This is a genomic window from Leifsonia sp. SIMBA_070 (genome assembly GCF_046534635.1).
GTDB lineage: Bacteria > Actinomycetota > Actinomycetes > Actinomycetales > Microbacteriaceae > Leifsonia.
This window is the reverse complement of the sequence record NZ_JAWRYK010000001.1, coordinates 2616913-2635699: the sequence shown is the minus strand read 5'-3', so window position 1 is coordinate 2635699 and position 18787 is coordinate 2616913. Positions and strand designations below refer to the sequence as shown.

The window sequence follows — 18787 nt, the reverse complement described above, 5'->3', positions numbered from 1 at the left end:
GCCCGCCGTGCCAGTTGTGCCCGTGGAAACGCAGCCAGTCTCCTCCCTGCCTCCGCAGGAGCCCACCCCGGCCATCCCGGTGTGGGACCTCAACGACAACGCGCCCGTCACCCGTTTGGTGCCCGGCGGGCGCCGCGCCGCCCAGCAGGCTGCCGCGGTGGAGGGGTCGAGCCGTCAGGAATCACGCACATTCGACGAGGACACCAGCACGCTGACCGCAGCAGAGCGCGAGGCTCTCGACCGGGCCGACGCCGAGCTGGTGGCCGCGCTCCGCGAGGTCGTGCTGCAGCGCGCCTCCGACCTCCACGTCACTGTAGGAGCACCCCCGATGGTGCGGATCGACGGCGCACTCACCCCGGCCGGAGCCAGTGCTCCGTGGGGAACTGAGCGCACGATGAGCGCGCTGATGAGTCTGCTGACGGAGCGGCAGCAGGAGACATTCAAGCGGGAGCTCGAACTCGACTTCGCGTTCACCATCTCCGCCAACTCCCGCTTCCGCGTCAACCTCTACCAGCAGCGCGGCTCCGTCGGCGCCGCCTTCCGTCTGATCCCGACCGAGATCAAGCAGCTGCGGGAACTCGGCGTGCCGGAGTCGATCGGCCGCTTCGCATCCCTCCCGCGCGGTCTGGTCCTGGTGACCGGCCCGACCGGCTCCGGCAAGTCGACCACCTTGGCGGCGCTCATCGACCTGGTCAACTCCTCCCGGGCAGATCACATCGTGACGGTCGAGGACCCCATCGAGTTCATGCACACCCACAAGAAGTCGATCGTCAACCAGCGGGAGGTCGGCCACGACACCCACAGCTTCAACAACGCGCTCAAGCACGTTCTGCGCCAGGACCCCGACGTCATCCTGATCGGCGAGCTGCGCGACCTGGAGACCATCTCGGTCGCACTGACCGCGGCCGAGACCGGCCACCTCGTCTTCGCCACCCTGCACACCCAGGACGCCCCGCAGACGATCGACCGTGTCATCGATGTGTTCCCACCCCACCAGCAGGGTCAGGTGCGCGCACAGCTCGCCGGAACGCTGCAGGGAGTCGTCTGCCAGACCCTGATCAAGCGCGCCTCCGGCAGGGGCCGTGTGGTCGCCACGGAGGTGCTGATGATGACGCCCGCCATCGCCAACCTGATCCGCGAGGGCAAGACGTACCAGATCGCCTCTGCGATGCAGGCGGGAGCCGGCGACGGGATGCACACCATGGACCAGCACCTGGCCGACCTCGTCGACAGCGGAACCATCACCCGCACGGCCGCCCTGGAGAAGGCGCACGACCTGGAGAGCATCACGCGGCTGATCCAGCGCGCCGACAGCGACACGTCAGCGCAGGCGTTCGCCGCCAGCGAGCCGGACTTCGGCGACAGCTTCTCCGGGCAGGTGCGGTGATGGCGGGGGCGGTGACGTTCGCCTACCGAGGCAGGGATGGGTCCGGGAAGGTCGTCAAAGGCCGGATCGATGCCCCCGGCGAAGCAGCCGTCGCGGCCCGGCTGCGGACGATGGGAGTGTCTCCGATCTCGATCGAGGAGGCTCCGGAGGGGACAGGGCTGAACCGAGAGATAAACATCGGCTTCGGCTCTGGCGTCAAGCTCAAAGACCTCTCGATCATGAGCCGCCAGATGGCGACGATGATCGGATCCGGCCTCTCCATTCTGCGGACGCTGAACATCATCGCCGAGCAGACGGAGAACAAGAAGCTCGCCGGCATCATGGGACGCGTGCGTGATGAGGTCGAGGCCGGCATCGCGATCTCGGATGCCATGAAGAAGCACGGCGACGTGTTCCCGCCGCTGATGGTCAACATGATCAGGGCCGGAGAGACAGGCGGCTTCCTCGACGCCTCCCTCGAGGCGGTCGCCGAGAACTTCGAGAAGGAGGTGAAGCTCCGCGGCACGATCAAGTCCGCGCTGACCTACCCCGTCATCGTGCTCATCATGTCGCTGGTCGCCGTCATCGCGATGCTGCTGTTCATCGTGCCCGTGTTCGAGAACATGTTCAAAGGCCTGGGCGGTCAGCTGCCCCTTCCCACCATGATCCTGGTGGAGATGTCGCACCAGATGGTGTGGGTGGCGCCGCTCCTGCTCGTTGGCGGAATCGTCGGCGGGATCTGGTGGTCGCGCAACAAGAACACCGAGAACGTTCGAAAACGCGTGGACCCACTGAAGCTCCGCCTACCGGTGTTCGGGTCCCTGATGAAGAAGATCGCGGTGGCGCGCTTCAGTCGCAACTTCGCGAACATGATCGGCGCCGGCGTCCCCATTCTTCAGGCGCTGAAGATCGTGGGGGAGACCAGCGGAAACTGGGTGATCGAGAACGCCCTCGTCAGGGTCGCCGACTCGGTGCGGCAGGGGGAGTCCATCTCCGGGCCGCTCTCGGAGCAGCCGGTGTTCCCGGCCATGGTGGTGCAGATGATCGCCGTGGGCGAGGACTCCGGGTCGCTGGAGACCATGCTGAACAAGATTGCCGACTTCTACGACCAGGAGGTCGCAGCCGCCACGGAGCAGCTCACCGCCATGATCGAGCCCCTCATGATCGCCTTCCTCGGAGTCGTCATCGGAGGGATGGTGATCGCCCTCTACATGCCGATCTTCCAGATCTCCAGCCTGGTCAAATGACCTCTTTCGGGCCTCTGGCACTCAAATGGGGCGCCCCACAACTGGGGTCCGATATCAGACGTATTGCCCCCGTTTGCGGGATTCTGCCGGGAATTTCCTGGCAAATACGATCCAACCAGCCGGACGGGACTCGCTCCGATCGGCCCCCGCAATCTCCCGACCGATTGGACACCGCAATGTACTTCCGTCTCATGGGCAAGCTGAACGCTCGCCGCAAAGGACTGCTCGAAGAGGGCGAGAAGGGCTTCACCCTGATCGAGCTCCTCGTCGTCGTCATCATCATCGGCATCCTCGCCGCCATCGCCATCCCGGTGTACCTGGGCATCCAGGACAGCGCCAAGGACTCGGGCACCAAGTCCGACCTGACCAACGCCAAGACCGCCATCGTCGCCTGGATGAACGACAACCCCGGCAAGACGTACACCGACGCGGTGGTCGTCGTGCCGACCAACGCTGCACCGACTGCTGACCAGTCCAAGTACGGTGCAACCTTCAGCGACAACACCACGTCGATCACGCCGAAGCCGTCGGCAACTGGGTTCTGCCTCCAGGGAGTCAGCAAGAGCTCTGGCGCGAAGACCTTCATCATCACGGAATCTGCCGGTGTGTCCACCGGCACCTGCCCGTAAACCCAGCACCTCGAAAGGGGCGCCGCGCGAGCGGCGCCCCTTTCCGCTAGAGGCCCCGCCTCCCGTACCGCCCACCATCCCAACCCGACAAGGGAGGTGAACAATGAAAGCCATTCGCTCCGCACTCCGCCGGTTACCCGCCGACGACTCCGGCGTCAGCCTGATCGAGGTCCTCGTCGCGATGATGATCTTCGCGATCATCTCCGTCGGCGTCGCCTACTCGCTGCTTTCGGCGTTCACCCTGACCGGTGACTCCCGCTCACGGGCGGTCGCCACCAACCTCGCGGCCCAGGAAGTCGACCTCGACCGCTCGGCCGCCGACTTCTTCGCGCTGCAGTCCACCGCGGTCCCCAAGCAGGTACAGGTCCCCGACGGTACCGGCGTGGTCTACTCCATCTCCCGGACGGTCAATCTCGTCTACAACACCGGCACTGACGTCAACTGCAACGCGTCTGCCCCGAGCTCCATGCTCTACAAACGCATCCGGGTGTCGATCACCTGGCCGAAGATGATCGGCGCGGCGGTCGTCGCCGACACTGTGATCGCTCCGTCGACCAAGATCAGCATCGATACGCTCGGCACCATCCTCGTGTCGACCAAGTCGTCCGGTGGTACGCCCATGCCGGGCATCGGCGTCGCCGTCTCGCCCGATCCGGGTTCCGTTCCGACAGCGACCGACTCGATGGGGTGCAGTTACGTTCTGAAGGTCCCGCCGGGCTCCTACACGGTGACCGTTGCCAAAACGGGTTACGTCGATCCGAACCAGAACCCGACTCCGTCCAGCACGATCACGGTCAAGGCGGGGCAAAGCTCTTCGGCGGGCTTCACCTACGATCAGGCCGGCACCGCCGGCTGGGCGTATCCGAGCGGCGGCACGAAGAATCCCACGAATCTCACGGTCAGTGCACTCAGCACCTACGGCGTGTACAACACGAGTGCCACCTCTCCGGCCTCGGTGAAACTCTTCCCGTCGACCACGTACGGCATCGTCGCCGGCGACTACTCACCCAAGACGGATGCCAGTCCCGGGTGCCTCTCGCCGAACCCGGCCGATTGGGGGACTACGCCGACGACCCCCGGCCACAACCTCGTCCCCGTCGCGGCTCCGACTGTTTCCTTCACCCCGGGCGGTGCTCAGAGCGTCGGCACTCTCCCCATGGGGTCCATCACCCTCACCAACCCGTCGGCGAGGACCTCGGACCTCTACATCGCCGCGACAGGAGTCGCTTCCTGGGTAGGGGGCGACCCGGGGTGCTTCGGGACGGGCCTCACACAGAGCCTCTCGTTCGGCACGACCGCCATTCTCGGCAAATCGGCAGGCAGCAAGGTGACGATCCAGTTGCCTTTCGGCGCATGGAAACTCACGTACGGCACCAGCTCGTCGCCGACCACGCCTGTCCCGGCGACCTGGATGTCGGCGCCGACTGGGGTGACCGGCATCACCGTCGGCACTGCCGGATCAGGAACCGTCACGCTCGACCCCCGGGTGGTCCAGTGATGCGCCTTCCCACCGCTGTGCACCGCCTGCGCGACGACGAGGCCGGCATCAGCCTTATCGAGTGGCTGGTCGCGATGTTCGTGTTCGGCATCGTGATCACCCTGATCGCCAACCTGTACGTCAGTACGACCAACGCGATGGACAACGCTCAGAACACCAACCAGAACACGCGGACAGCCGCGAACGCGATGAACGAGATGGCGCGCATGGTGCGCGCCGGGACGGACAATCCGGTACCCGCGACCGGGTTCGGCACCCCGCCGCCGAACGATCCGGCCTTCGTCTACGCGCGGAACGAATCGGTGCTGTTCTACGCGTTCGTCAACCTGACCGGAACGGCGCAGCAGCCGATCCAGGTCAGACTGCGCGTCGACGCCTCCACTCGGAAGCTGATGGAGGACATCTGGCCGGCGACGAGCCTGGGGAATGGCTACTGGTCGTTCCCCTCGGAGACCACGACGCCGCAGCGGACGAGGATCCTCGCGGATGTCGTTGCGCCGAAGACGACGACAACGCCGTGGACCTTCACCTACCTGGACACGACGAACACCGCGATCGCGACAGGCGCGGGGGTGACGGGTGGTGTCGCCAACGTGAGCACGACGCTCGCGAGCATCGCGTCGGTTCAGATCACTCTGACGGTGCTCTCTCAACTGGGGATCACCGCCCATTCCGTGTCCCTTCAGAACACCGTCGGCCTTCCGAACCTCGGCCTGCACAGAGCGGTGACGTGATGCGCCGGATCGGAGCCTGGTTCGCCGCCATCCGGGCCGGACGGTCGGACGGCATGGCCCTCATCACCGTGGTCATCTTCGGCACTGTGCTGGTGATGCTCGTCGCGACCGCTGCGGCCTTCGCCAGCAGTGGCGCGATCAAGTCGCGGACGGACGACGACTGGAATGCGGCCATGTCGGCGGCCTACGCAGGCCTCGAGGACTACAAAGCACGGCTCGCGAACGACACCACGTACGTGCAGTACAGGAATCCGGCCTCGCCGTTCAGTGCCGCCGGCACCGGCAACCTGCCGCCTACCACGAACCCTGCGTTCGGACTCGGCACGGCGCCAGGCAGCTGGGCGCAGGTCCCCGGTGACAGTGGCTCCCCATCCCGCGCCTACTTCCGCTACGAGGTGGACAACTCGCAGTACGCGAGCTCCGGCATCGTGCGACTGCGCTCCACGGGCATGGTCGGGTCGGAGGTGCGCTCCATCGTCGTCAACGTGAAGCAGACCGGCTTCATCGACTTCCTGTACTTCACGGACTTCGAGGTGAAGGATCCCGCCCAGTCGAACACGAGGTGCCTGACCTCCACGGGGAAGCCGAACTACGCCTGGATGAACACCAGCAACAGTCACGACTCCGCATGCACCGAGATCCAGTTCGGCCCGAACGACGTGATCAACGGACCACTGCACTCCAATGACACCTTGCTGATCTGCGGCTCGACCTTCAACGGCAAGGTGACGACGGCGAGCACCAAATCCCCTTATTACAAGAAGGTCAGCGGCTGCAGCAACCCGACCTTCACGCAGGGTGTGCCGACGCCGGACTCCTCGATCGGGATGCCGCAGACGAATCTGCAGATGAAGACGGAGACGAGAACAGACCTCAGCGACTCCGTGAAGCGTCCCGGCTGCCTGTACACCGGACCCACCGTCATCACGTTCACCGGGGACGGCAAGATGAACGTGAAATCACCGTTCACGCAGTTCACCCAGGTGGCGGGCGACCCGGCCACGAGCGGTTCGACACCCGACATGTGCGGGAAGGTCGGTGACGTAGTCAACGGGCTCGGATCGGTGACCGGCGCGACCATCGACGTCATCCCGCAGAACCTGATCTACGTCCAGAACGTCCCCTCCTCGCCGGATGTGAACGCGCGACCGTCCGCGACCCCCTGGCCCGCGCACTTCACCTGTGCGTCGTCGGGCAACGGTTGGACCTTCGGAACGGCGGCCTACCCCATGGCGAACGAGACGGTGCCGTCCGCCAATCCTGCCCACTACGGGTGCAGCAACGGCGACGTCTTCGTGCAGGGGACCATGCACGGTCAGCTCACCGTCGCGGCGCAGAATTACGTGTACATCACCGGCGACCTGACTTACCAGGACAGCACCAAGGACATGCTTGGCCTCGTCGGCAACAACGCGGTGTGGGTGTGGAACCCGTTCAACAGCAGCGGGGCGCCGCTGCTCGGCAAGGACCGCACGATTTACGCGGCGATCCTCTCGGTGGGGCACACCTTCATGGTCCAGAACTACGACATCGGCGCTGCGCGCGGCAATCTCAACATCTACGGGGCGATCGCTCAGGAGTATCGCGGCACCGTCGGCACAGCGGCGGGCAACGGCTATATCAAGAACTACAACTATGATCCGCGCTTCAAGTACACCGCCCCACCGAAGTTTCTCTCGCCCGTGTCGACCACCTACGGCGTAAGCACCCTCGTCGAGGTCCCGAAGGCGTTCAAGCCGAACGGGGAGGCCGCGGGATGAACGTCATGACGGAACCTGCACTCTGGCTCGTGGTCGCGCTCGGAGCTGCGATGGGACTCGCCATCGGGTCCTTCCTCAACGTGGTCGTATACCGGCTGCCCGTGGGCGGTTCCCTGGTCACCCCACCGAGCGCGTGCCCGGACTGCGGGTCCGCCATTCGCGCCTACGACAACATCCCCGTGCTCTCGTGGATGCTGCTGGCCGGACGGTGCCGCGACTGCCGTCAGCCGATCAGTGTGCGCTACCCGATGGTGGAGGCGCTCACCGGTCTGCTCTTCGTGGTCGTCGCCCTGGTCTTCGGGCCGCCCATCCTGTCTGCCGGGTCCGTGCCGGGCACGATTTCGGCGATCCTCCTCCTCGTCGCGTTCCTGTACCTGGCCGCGATCAGTGTCACTCTCGCGCTGATCGACCTCGACACCCGCACCCTGCCGAATGCCATCGTGCTGCCCTCCTACGTTGTGGGCGCAGTTCTGCTCGGCACCGCTCTGGGCCTTCGCGTCGACGTCCCGCACCTCATCTCGGCGGCAGCAGGCGCTTTCATCCTGTTCGCCTTCTACCTCGTACTCGCAGTCGTGCGACCGGACGGGATGGGCTTCGGAGACGTCAAGCTCGCCGGTGTGCTCGGTCTCTACCTCGGTGCCCTCGGCTGGCCCCAGCTGGCCGTCGGAGGCTTCGCGGCGTTCCTGCTGGGAGGTGTCGCCGGGATCGTGCTCATCATCGCGCGCAAGGCGACGCGTCGGAGCGGCATTCCCTTCGGACCGTGGATGCTGGCGGGCTGCTGGCTCGGAATCCTGTTCGGCGGTCCCGTGTGGGCCGGATACCTTGCGCTGATCGGTCTCGGCTGAGCGCCGGGAGAAGGAGAACATCATGGCGACGAGCATCGTAGGCGTGGACATCGGAAACGGGGTGCTTCGCGCGGTCGAGGTGGCGGATCCGTCGAAGCCCAAGCCGACCCTCCTGAGGCACGCCGAGGTGCCCCTCCCGGAGGGCGCTGTCAGCCGCGGTGAGGTCCTCGAGCCGAACACGGTCGCTGCCGCCCTGAGACAGCTGTGGACGGCCGGTGGCTTCAAGACGAAGAACGTCATGATGGGGATGGGCAACCAGCGCGTCCTGGCGCGCGACCTCTCGGTACCCGCCATGTCCCTGCAGAGGATCAAGGAATCCCTGCCGTTCCACGTGCAGGAGATGCTGCCTGTGCCGGTTGCCGAAGCGCTCCTGGACTTCTACCCGGTGTCCCAGTCAGAGGGGGAGAACGGCCCCATGATCAACGGCTTGCTGGTGGCAGCCGTGAAGGATGCCGTCCTCGCGAACGTGAGAACCGCTGAGCTCGCCGGTCTCACGCCCGTCGATGTCGATCTGATCCCCTTCGCGTTGAACCGGGTCCTGGTGTCCCGGCCCGGGCTGAACGGCTGCATCGGGCTCGTCCAGATCGGGAGCAACACGACCACCGTCGTCGTCTCCACCGACGGTGTGCCGCAGTTCGTGCGCATCATCCCGACGGGAGGCTCCGATCTCACGGACGCCCTGTGCGCCGAGCTCGGGGTCGAGCGGTACGAAGCGGAGAGAGTCAAACGGTCGCTGGGCTTGGCGACCCGGGTCGCGTCCCCCGATGAGCAGCGAGCGGTCGAGGTCATCTACCAGAACGCCAACGAGCTGCTGACCAGCTTGCGGAACACCATCAACTACTTCGTGAACACCCGGCCGGAGGCCCGCATCGACGGGATCGTCCTCACCGGAGGAGGCGCGGCGCTCCCCGGCCTCCCGGAGGCGCTCGGTGAGATGACCCGCCTTCCGGTCGTGACCGGTGACCCGTTCCTCGGGTTCGGCCTTTCGCGGTCGCTCGACGCCGACGAACTCCGGGTGAAGCGGTCGAGTCTCGCCGTCGCTCTGGGCCTGACAACAGGACGCGCAGCATGATCGGCAGGAAGAAGCCGGAGGTGCCGTCCGCCACCGAGCCGCAGCAGCAGGGGCAGAGCACGAGCGGCCGCGGGGGCGGTCTGCCGCTGGAGGTCGGAGCGGAGGCCCGCGCGTCCCTCATGCCGCCCGAGATCCTGGCCGACCGCAAGGCGAAGGGCGTCCGCCGCTCGCTGGTGTGGGGAGTCCTCGGCGTCGTCGCGTTCACGGTCGTCGCCGTCGGGGGCACCGCTGCTCTCGGCCTCCAAGCCCAGGCCTCCTTGGCCGACGCCCAGGCGCAGACCGGCCTGCTGCTGGCGCAGCAGCACCAGTACCTGGAAGTGCGGAAAGTTCAGGATCAGGTCACGCTCACCCAGGCGGCGCAGCAGGTCGGCGCGTCCACCGAGATCGACTGGAAGGCGTATCTGCAGAAGGTGCAGGCGACCCTCCCTTCTGATGTCTCGATGACCTCCGTGAGTGTCGATTCGGCGACGCCCCTCGCCGCGTATGAGCAGCCGACCGCTCCCCTCCAAGGGTCGCGGGTGGCCACGCTGACGTTCGAGGCCTCGAGCCCGGTCCTGCCGGTGGTCCCCGTCTGGCTGAAGTCGCTCGAGACGCTTCCTGGGTTCGCGGACGCCACTCCCGGCTCGGTCTCCCTCGACGAGACCACGAAGCTCTACACGGTGAGCATCACGATGCACATCAATCAGGCAGCGTTCGACAAGCGCTTCGACCCGAAGGAGAAGTGACCGTGAACAAGAACCGGCTCTGGATGATCGGCAGCCTCCTCATCATGGCCCTCGTTCTCGCCGGCGGCTATTTCGTCGGCGTGCAGCCACAGCTGTCGGCGATCGCGGACGCGGAGACTCAGAAGGCGTCCGTCGACGACACCAACGCGCGCAACCAGCAGGTCCTCGCCCAGCTCAAGAAGGACTCGGCCGATCTCCCGGCTTTGAAGTCGAAGCTCGCGGGGCTGTCCGCGTCGGTGCCGAATGGCGCGAGCATCCCCTCCTTCGTCGACCAGCTCAACGCCCTCTACGTCACCGCGAACGTGTTGTGCGTGGATCAGGCGTTCGCGGATGCCGTCGTGTACAAGCCGGCGCTTCCGGTGGCTGCGCCCGCACAGCCGGCTGCAGGCGCGACCTCCGCCCCCACAGCGACCCCGACCCCGACCCCCTCGACCCCTGCTGCTGTCCCGCCTGTGGTGAATGCCCTCATCACGTCCCAGAACTTCGCCGCACAGCCGGTGACCATCACGGTCCGGGGCCAGTATGCGAACATCCTCGACTTCGTGAACGGGTTGCAGAAGGGCTCGCGGCTGTTCCTGGTCACGTCGTTCAGCACCGGCCCTACGACCGGGACGGACGCGGTTCCCGGTTCCCTGGACGCGAAGATCGCCGGCTACATCTACTCTCTGACCGAGCCGCAGACGGGCACGGGCCAGCCAGGCGGATCGGCGGCATCGGCAGGAACCACTGCTCAGGCTTCCAAATGACGACGAGAGTCGGCTGACCTCTCCCCGGTCCCGCCTCCCTGGACTCCTGTCCCCCCGTTGCTACAGTGGGGCGCAACGGGCCCGCCGGGCCGATGGAGGAGCCAGGATGAGCGACACGCCGGAGACCGCGCCGAAGCGCGCGACCTACGAGCCCGCACCCGACACCGACCAGGTCGGCACCGACCAGGTCGCGCCTGCGACCGCGCCCGCCGCGTCGGCCGCCGCCGAGCCGCAGGACACCGACCCGGAGGTGGTGGAGCCGCCGTCGAACCCGGTGTCCGCTCGCGGCCACATCAACCACCCGGCGGGGGAGGATGGCGGCGACGCCGAGCCCCCGGCTGCCGCGGTTCCGGTCACCCCGGAGCCCGTGCGCCCCGCCGCGATCGAGGAGCCGGAGCCTGTCGTGCCGACCGATGACGACGTCGCCGCCGCGGTCGCCCGCAACAGCACGCAGCCGGGCGCGACCGCAGCGGGGGCCGCCACCGTCGACACCGCCTCGCCGGTGGAGTCCGCAACGCCGGTCATCGCCGCCGCCGAGGCCGCGAACCTCCGGCAGAACGGCGAGGCGCCGACCACGGCGTATGCCGCCCCTGCCGGCGCACCCGCCCCGGCCGCCGCCCCCGTCGCGGGAGCAGGCGCAGTCGGCGCAACCGCAGCCGCCGCAACCGCCCCAGCAACCGCCCCCGGCCCGCAGCCGGTCACGCCGATCTACCTGCAGCGCCCCGAGCCGCCGAAGAAGAAGAGCAACCGCGGCGTCGGCATCCTGATCGCCCTCGTCGGCACGGTCGCGTTCGCGATCCTGTGGGCGGCCGCGGTGCTCGTCGTCGGCTCCCTGCTGACGCCGAGCGACGAGTTCGTGCCCGCGCTGATCCAGTTCTTCACCGGCGGTCTGCGCGGCTGGACCCCCGTGGTGGCGTTCTTCATCGGGATGGTCGTCCTCATCCAGATCCTGAACCGCGCCCGCTGGTGGGCCTACATCCTCGGCGGGCTCTTCGTCGCGATCTTCGTGTACCTGGTCTACATCGGGGCCGGCCTGATCGACGCCCAGTACTGGAACCGCACCCCCAACGAGTTCGCCATCCTGCTGCGCAGCGCCTGGGTCAACCCGTTCGCGGTCCTCGCCGGCGTCATCGCACGCGAGATCTCGATCTGGACGGGAGCCTGGCTGGCCGCCCGCGGGCGCAAGCTCAAGGCGCGCAACGCGGAGGCCCAGGCCGACTACGAGCAGCAGGTCGCCGACGCGCAGAACCAGGCCGCCGCCGCATACGCGCAGCAGGGGTACTGATCCGGGAGTGACGGATGCGTGACGAGCGCGCCTACGCCACCGTCGTCGCGTTCTTCGCGGCGGGGCTGTATGCGGCGCTCCTTGTCGCCGCCTTCGGGCTGATCTCGTTGGCGACCGACAGCGACGTCATCGGCGACGCGAAGGTCGGGCCACTGGTCGGTCCGACCATGGTGATCGCGGCGACCCTGATGCTCCTGGTGTTCCTCATCGCGTTGGGGGTCCGCGTTCCGCCCGAGCAGCAGCGGGTCTCGCTGGGGGTCGCGTTCGGGGTGGCCGTCGCCTGCTACGCGGTGTTCATCGCCGCGGGTGGCGTCGCCGGCACCCTGGGCGACCCGGGCGACCCCCTCCACTACTTCCTGTTCGCGTTCTCGCAGCTGGCCCGCTGGCCGGCCATCACCGCGGCCCTCGCGGCGTTCGCGGTCACCCTCCTGTACCAGCTGGTGCTCGTCGGCCGCTTCCGGCAGCGCGGCCGCCCCCGCTGGCCGTGGGAGCACGACGACGACGAGTGACCCGCGGCGGACGAACGGAGCCGCGGTCGCCCTCAGACCCGCACGCGGACCGGCAGCGACGCATCCACCAGCGGCACCTGCACGCGCGTGAACCCGCCCTTCTGGATGAACACTCCGCGCCCCGGAGGGAACTCGGACCGGTTCAGCCGGGGGAGCGGCGTCTTGAGCAGCAGGTCGCCCTCGATGGAGTCCGGCTGCAGCAGCAGACCGCGTCGGCCGTTCTTCACCTCGCCGAGCAGCGGCCAGGAGCTGCCCCAGGCGCTCGTCTCCGCCTCGGCCACCAGCAGGTGGTCGCTGCGCCGCGCCGCCCGCACCAGCTCCACGATGGGGGAGTCGGCGGGCGTCTGCAGGAAGTCCCCGATGCTCTCCACGAAGACGGCGATCCGTCCCTCCGTGTCCGGGTCGGCGATGGCGGCCGCAAGGTCCTTCGCCAGCTCGGCCACTGCGGCGGGGGTGAGCGCCCGGTCCGTCCACAGGTCTGAGCCGGAGAGCGGCGACCGGGCGCTGCCGAGGTAGTACAGCCGGGTCTCGGCGTCGAAGCGCGCGACCGCGTCGGCGATCGCAGCGAGCGCCGTGGTCCGGCCACTCGCCGGGGGACCGGCCACCAGCAGCGTCCCGGACGGTTCGAACCCGAGCGGCCCGAGGTCCAGGTCGCCGATGCCGAGCACCGGGAGGCCGCCCGTGCTGTCCGGGAGGCCGGACGGCGACAGCTCCTTGGGCATCGAGCCGACGACCGGCGCGTGGGGGATGCCGGCGCGCTCCATCGCCTCCGCGAGGCGGCGCACGGCCTCCGACTGGTCGGAGACCGCGCGCGATCCGCCGAGCACGGCGACCTGGGTCTCGTACCCGTCGACGATGGCGCGACCGGGAGGGGAGGAGGGCGAGAGGATGTCGCTCGGCACGTCGAGCATCCCGTAGCCGTCCTCCGTCAGCCGCAACACCACGCGGCGCTGCACCAGGGAGTTGATCGCCGTGGGCACGGCGCCGGCCCGGTCGCCGGTCAGGGCCACGTGCATCCCGAGGCGGCGGCCGTCGGCGAGCAGGTCGCGGAACACGTCGTACCACTGCGAGCGTCCGGCCGGGATCTCGAAGTCCTCCCGGAAGCCGGGGAAGCCGTCCACGAGCAGCAGGATGCGCGGCTCGTCGAGGCGCCCGGTCAGCGAGCGGTACTCGGTGATGGTGGAGGCGTTCGCCTCGGCGTAGCGCGGGCCGCGGTCCTCCAGGGTCTCCTTGAGCATGCGGAACAGCCGGATGATCCGCTCCGGGTCGTCGCCCGGGATGACCGAGCCGACATGCGGCAGCTTCTCCAGCATCCGGAGGCTGCCCGCGCCGAAGTCGAGTCCGTAGACGTGCACGGGTCCCCCGCGCGGGGTGATCGCGGCCGCGGAGGCGAGCGTCCGCAGCACGGTCGACTTGCCCGACCCGCCGGTGCCGTAGACGGCGATGTTGCCGTCGACGTCCGGCTGGAAGTAGACGGGGCGCTGCTCCTGCCGGTCCGGGATGTCGGCGACGCCGAGCAGCAGTTCGGCGTCCGTCCGCTGCCGCAGCAGGCCGAGGTCGTACGCGGAGGCGAGCTCGTCCAGCCAAGGGCGGCGCGGCGCCGGGATGTGCGCGGCGGCGTGCGCGCGGACGATGGAGGCCACCACTCGCTGCTGGTCCGTGGGTCCGAGGTCGCGTTCCGGCTCCTCCGCCGGCCGCTCCTCCTCCCAGCGCAGCTCGCCGCCGAACCGCAGCTCGGCGACCTCCACGCCGGCCCGCTCCGGTTCGCGCGTGGTCCAGCCACCGGCGTACGCCGACTGGAACCGCACCAACCGTCCCGGGCCCGTCTTCGCCATCCCTCGCCCAGGGATGCTGGGGTCGAAGTGGGCGGCGTCGGACACGCCGACCACGTCCTGGCTGTCCGACTCGTCGGCCATCCGCAGCGCGATGCGGAGGTTGGTGTTCGCGCGCAGGTTGTCCTTGATGACGCCGGCGGGCCGCTGCGTCGCCATGATCAGGTGGATGCCGAGCGAGCGGCCGCGCTGCGCGATGTCCACGACGCCATCCACGAACTCCGGCACTTCGCCGACGAGCGCGGCGAACTCGTCGATGACGAGAACGAGCGCCGGCGGGCTGTCCGGGTCGCCTCGCTTCTCCATCTCCAGCAGGTCCTTGGCCTTCTTCCGGTTGAGCAGGTGCTCGCGGTGGTGCAGCTCGGCACGGAGGCTGGTGAGCGCCCGGCGCACGAGGTGCGGACTCAGGTCGGTGACGAGCCCGACGCAGTGCGGGAGGCTGACGCAGTCGGCGAAGGCGGAGCCGCCCTTGTAGTCCACGAACAGGAAGGTGACCCGGTCCGGGCTGTACTCGGCGGCCATCCCGAGCACCCACGCCTGCAGGAACTCGCTCTTTCCGGCGCCGGTCGTGCCGCCGACGAGGGCGTGCGGCCCCTGCGTGCGCAGGTCCAGGTGCATGGCATCCACGCCGGCGGAGCCGATGGTCGCGCGCAGCGTCCCCGGACGTCGGCGGGTGGGCCGCGCACCCGACGTGCGGTCGTGGATGGAGGCGTTCTGCCGCCAGCGATCGACCACCGCGTTCGACGACTCCGCCAGCTCATGGCCGAGCAGGGTGACCAGCGAGATCGATCGCGGGAGGTCGCTCGCGTCGGCGACCAGAGCACCGGCGTCGATGACCGGCGCCATCCGCTTGGCGTAGTCGAGCGCGGTCGCCGCGCTGACCGGCTCCGTGACGACGTCCTCCACGGTCTCGCCGAGGCGGACGAAGCCCGCCCGCGCCCGGTGCGGCTGGTCGGTGTGCTGCAGGAAGGTGCGGCAGACGGCGGGCAGCGCGTGGACGTCCTCCGACACCCAGACCGGGAAGATTCCGGCGTCGGCGGCGGCCTCTGCCAGCTGCACGAGACGGGCGCGATCGACGGCGACGTCGTCCGAGATGACGACGACGACCGCGGGCACCGGTGACGGCGTGCCGTCGGTGGTCTGTGAGCGGCCGACCTCGGCGCCGCGCTCCAGAGCGGCCCGCTCCTGCTCCATCGCTCCGCGCCGCTGCCGGGATGCCTGGGCCGCGGCCAGCCGCTCCTCGATCAGGCCCTCGAGGGCGCTCAGTACGCCCGCAGCGCTCGACGCGCTGTCGGCGAGGTGGCCGCCGGCGAGCGGGCTGTGCGGGGAGGAGGTGTGCGGCATCCACTTGAGCCAGCTCAGCTCTCGGGACCAGCGCGGCGACACGAGCGCAGCGACCGCGAGCTCGGCGGGCGAGTGGAGGGCGGTGAGCTGCACCAGCACCGAGTTCACGGACCCGGCGACCAGCTCGGCTGGGCCGGCGATGCCGAGCGCGCCGGACTCGTACAGGTTGTCGAGCACGGGCACGTCGTCGACGCGCGCGTTCTGCGCGATCACCGCATCCAGCCGCTCCTGGAACTCCACGATCAGCTCGGCGCGATCGACCGCCTGAACGGTGTTGCGTGAGCGCATCGATCCGCGGCCCAGCTGGAGGTTGAGGAACGACCAGTGCTCGGGTCGCCGCGTCCAGAGCAGCGGCCCGCGCCGGACGGCCTCAGAGAGCGCATCCGCGGTGGTGGGCGTCTCGGCCTGCCGCAGCTCGACCTCGGTGCGGCGCTCCTGGTCCAGCTTGGTGGAGAGCGCCTCCAGACGCTGCTCGAAGGCCGCGATCTGCTTCTTCAGCTTCCGCTTGCCGCGGGTTCGGCCGCTGATGTAGTTGCCGATCAGCATGACGGGCGACAGCAGCACGAACAGCAGCGTGGTCGGCTGGTGCGTGAGGGCGAACATCGCGCCGCCGAGCAGCAGCGGCGTGATCATCGCCAGCAGGGGGAAGGGCGGGTCGTCCTTCTCCGCGGGCACGTCGGGCGCCTGGAACACCTGACCGGCGTAGCGGCGCTCCACCCGCGGCGAGCGGTTGAAGAACACCGGCCCGGCGGTGGGCGTCGCGGTGGGGAGCTCGGACGCCGCCGCGACCTCCAGCGAGACCTCCGTATCGCCCAGGAGCAGCGTCTCGGTGCGGCGCACGGTGAAGCGGGTGACGAGGCCGCCGTCGACCACGACGCCGTTCGCGGAGCCGAGATCGACGACCTCCACCCCGTCCCCGGCCTCGAACCGCACGTGACGCTTCGACACCAGCGGGTCCTCCAGGACGATGTCGCACGACTCGTCCCGGCCGAGCACCGTGGTCCCCGCGCGAAGCGGGAACGCTGTCCCCTCCTGCGGCCCGCTGAGGATCCGCAGGGTCGCGACGACCGGCACGTCGCCGAGTTCCGGCGGCGCGTAGTGGAGGCCGGCGTCGGCGAGGGCGACCGTCGCGCCGCTGCCGATCCACGCCTCGCCCACCGGAGCGTCCGGCGGCAGGATCAGCGGGTCGGCCTGTCCGGGGAGCTGGGCGCGCAGCGTGAGCGCTCCGGGCGCCGCGACCGGCCCGGTGCGGCGGGGGTCGATGCGCGCGATGGTCGCGGCGACCTCCGAGATGCTGGCCGCCGCGTCCGCGGTGACGACGATGTCATCGCTGCTGCCGGAGGGCCGGGCGAGAGTCAGTTTCAGTCGCACTTCTGCACCATACCCAGTTCCGCCCGCGTGAGCGGATGGGGACCGCTCCCCATCGCCCTCCCGCTGGACCACCGGTAGCGTGCTGAACGCAGGATGGCCGGACGACTCCGGTGGCCGTGGACCGATAGGGGAGGAACAGTGTCCGATCTCGTACTCAAGCTGGACGAACTGGTGCAGCTGCGTGACGACCTCGACGCCGTGGTGCGCGAGTTCCACAACGCCGACGACTTCAGCGACTCCGTCGCCGACGCTACCGGGCACGACGACCTGCACAGCCACGTCCGCGACTTCGCCCACAAGTGGAACGAGAAGCGCAAGGAGATGACCGAGAACGTGAAGAACGTGCAGGAGGTCATCGCGGCCGTCGCCGACAACTTCACCAAGGTGGACGGCGACCTCGCGAAGGCGCTGGAGGACACGAAGAAGAGCGGAGCGACCAAGTGAGCGACACGGAGTTCCAGCCCCTCACCGGCGACCCCGACGTGCTGAAGGCCAAGGCGCAGCACTACCAGTCGATCGGCGAGGCGATCCAGCGCTCGGTGAAGGAGCTCGACAAGATCCACGACATGTCCGGCTACCGCTCGCAGGCGGTCTCGAAGCTGCAGGAGATGTCGAAGGACACCGCCGACGACATCGGCAAGGCCAAGGACCGGTACTCGAAGACAGCGGCAGCCCTGCTCACCTACGCGGGCGAACTGCGCGAGGCGCAGGACGACGCCGACAAGGCGATCGCCCTCATCCAGCAGAAGCAGGGGGAAGCGGATGCGGCGCACAAGGCGGCGACGACGGCCCACACGGACGCGCAGAGCGCGAAGCCGGAGGACGCCTCCACTGCGAAGAAGGCCGCCTCCACCGCCGATGACCACGCCCGCAGCGCGAACGCGGCGCTGCAGGCTGCGCACCAGGCCTGGTACGACGCGCGCGACAAGAAGAACCGCGCCGCCGAGAAGGCGGTCACCGCGATCGTCGACGTGGTCGACCACCACAACAACGGCCTCAAGAACCCGGGTTTCTGGGACAAGGTGATGGATGTGGTCGAGACGATCGGCGACATCGCCGGCGTCCTCGCGATCTTCTTCTCCTGGGTGCCGATCCTCGGCCAGATCCTCGTGGTCGTCGCGCTGGTCGCCTCGGTCATCAAGCTGGTGGATGCGGTCATCAAGTACGCGAAGGGCGAGGGCACCATCCTCGACATCCTGGGCGCCGCCGTCACCGTCGCGCTCAGCCTCTTCGGCGGCCGCATCTTCTCGTTCCTCGGCCGAGCGGCGCGGGTCAAGGGGCTCGCCCGGGTGCCGAAGCTGGCCGCCGGCGCCGTCCACACGCCGACGAACGCGCTCAAGGTCCGGATCGGGCAGCGCCTGATGAAGTCGGCCACCAGGAAGCTGTTCACGAAGCCGCTCGACGACGTCAACCCCGTCAAGATCTGGAAGGCCGCTGGCGAATCCGCCGCCGCGCAGCGGGCCGCATACAAAGAGCTCTTCACGGTCGGCGGCGACAGCTCGGCGGCGCTCAAGACCCTGGCCGGCATCGACGACAACGTCGTGGCCGCCGTCAAGCACGATTTCCGGGCTCGCGAATTCAGCCTCCTCACGGCAGGCGTCGCCTACCACCAGGGCGCCGGGCTCATCAACAAGGGCGTCGGGCTGGTCAACGTGCCGGGCAAGGTCGACTCGATCGTCAATAAGCTGGACGGCGGGCCGAACCACACCGACTACGGTCAGCTGCCCAGCGTCGACCTCCAGAAGTTCGTGCTGAGCAAGGCGGACCAGTACGTTCCGACGTACAAGGACCACAACGGCTGACCCCGCGACCGCAGAGGAGCGA

The 18787-nt window shown here is 68.6% G+C and carries 14 protein-coding genes and 1 pseudogene; 14 read left to right on the top strand and 1 reads right to left on the bottom strand.

The window, feature by feature from the left end:
• The first annotated feature begins 256 nt into the window (after positions 1-256).
• The 12 genes from SB754_RS12495 to SB754_RS12440 all read left to right on the top strand — a co-directional run bounded on the left by SB754_RS12495 (position 257) and on the right by SB754_RS12440 (position 12416).
• Positions 257-1387: a type IV pilus twitching motility protein PilT gene (locus SB754_RS12495; protein ID WP_410783318.1), complete on the top strand. Its 1131-nt coding sequence runs from the start codon at positions 257-259 to the stop codon at positions 1385-1387.
• 11 nt (positions 1388-1398) lie between these two features.
• Entirely contained in the window at positions 1399-2613 is a 1215-nt protein-coding gene (locus SB754_RS12490) for a type II secretion system F family protein (RefSeq protein ID WP_410782628.1), read from the top strand.
• Between the two features lie 176 nt (positions 2614-2789).
• The gene (locus tag SB754_RS12485; protein WP_410782627.1) at positions 2790-3242 is read left to right on the top strand and encodes a type II secretion system protein; all 453 of its coding nucleotides are present in this window, start codon (positions 2790-2792) and stop codon (positions 3240-3242) included.
• A gap of 103 nt (positions 3243-3345) precedes the next feature.
• The gene (locus SB754_RS12480) at positions 3346-4740 is read left to right on the top strand and encodes a prepilin-type N-terminal cleavage/methylation domain-containing protein (RefSeq protein ID WP_410782626.1); all 1395 of its coding nucleotides are present in this window, start codon (positions 3346-3348) and stop codon (positions 4738-4740) included.
• Positions 4740-5474, top strand: a complete 735-nt coding sequence (locus tag SB754_RS12475) for a prepilin-type N-terminal cleavage/methylation domain-containing protein (protein ID WP_410783317.1) — start codon at positions 4740-4742, stop codon at positions 5472-5474. The genes SB754_RS12480 and SB754_RS12475 overlap by 1 nt, the downstream gene beginning before the upstream one ends.
• Positions 5474-7234 (top strand): hypothetical protein, encoded by a 1761-nt coding sequence (locus tag SB754_RS12470; protein WP_410783316.1) that lies wholly within the window; start codon positions 5474-5476, stop codon positions 7232-7234. Before SB754_RS12475 ends, SB754_RS12470 begins: the two co-directional genes overlap by 1 nt.
• Positions 7235-7239: 5 nt before the next feature.
• The gene (locus tag SB754_RS12465) at positions 7240-8079 is read left to right on the top strand and encodes a prepilin peptidase (RefSeq protein ID WP_410782625.1); all 840 of its coding nucleotides are present in this window, start codon (positions 7240-7242) and stop codon (positions 8077-8079) included.
• 22 nt (positions 8080-8101) lie between these two features.
• Complete coding sequence (gene pilM, locus SB754_RS12460; RefSeq protein ID WP_410782624.1) at positions 8102-9151, top strand: type IV pilus assembly protein PilM; 1050 nt, start codon at positions 8102-8104, stop codon at positions 9149-9151.
• A complete protein-coding gene (locus tag SB754_RS12455) occupies positions 9148-9876 on the top strand; it encodes a hypothetical protein (protein WP_410782623.1) in 729 nt (242 codons plus the stop codon). Before pilM ends, SB754_RS12455 begins: the two co-directional genes overlap by 4 nt.
• 2 nt (positions 9877-9878) lie before the next feature.
• On the top strand, positions 9879-10622 hold the full coding sequence (locus SB754_RS12450; protein ID WP_410782622.1) for a hypothetical protein: 744 nt from the start codon (positions 9879-9881) through the stop codon (positions 10620-10622).
• Between the two features lie 106 nt (positions 10623-10728).
• Complete coding sequence (locus SB754_RS12445) at positions 10729-11907, top strand: hypothetical protein (protein ID WP_410782621.1); 1179 nt, start codon at positions 10729-10731, stop codon at positions 11905-11907.
• Between the two features lie 14 nt (positions 11908-11921).
• Positions 11922-12416, top strand: coding sequence for a hypothetical protein (locus SB754_RS12440; protein WP_410782620.1), 495 nt, complete (start codon positions 11922-11924; stop codon positions 12414-12416).
• 32 nt (positions 12417-12448) lie between these two features.
• Here SB754_RS12440 and SB754_RS12435 read toward each other — a convergent pair whose 3' ends face one another.
• Entirely contained in the window at positions 12449-16963 is a 4515-nt protein-coding gene (locus SB754_RS12435; protein ID WP_410782619.1) for an FtsK/SpoIIIE domain-containing protein, read from the bottom strand.
• Positions 16964-17101: 138 nt separating this feature from the next.
• Here SB754_RS12435 and SB754_RS12430 point away from each other — a divergent pair, with 138 nt between their 5' ends.
• Together SB754_RS12430 and SB754_RS12425 are read left to right on the top strand one after the other, a co-directional pair.
• Positions 17102-17407, top strand: a complete 306-nt coding sequence (locus tag SB754_RS12430) for a hypothetical protein (protein WP_410782618.1) — start codon at positions 17102-17104, stop codon at positions 17405-17407.
• Positions 17389-18765: pseudogene (locus SB754_RS12425) on the top strand (putative T7SS-secreted protein); the annotation flags it as partial. The gene SB754_RS12430 and the pseudogene SB754_RS12425, both read left to right, overlap by 19 nt.
• Positions 18766-18787: the final 22 nt, after the last annotated feature.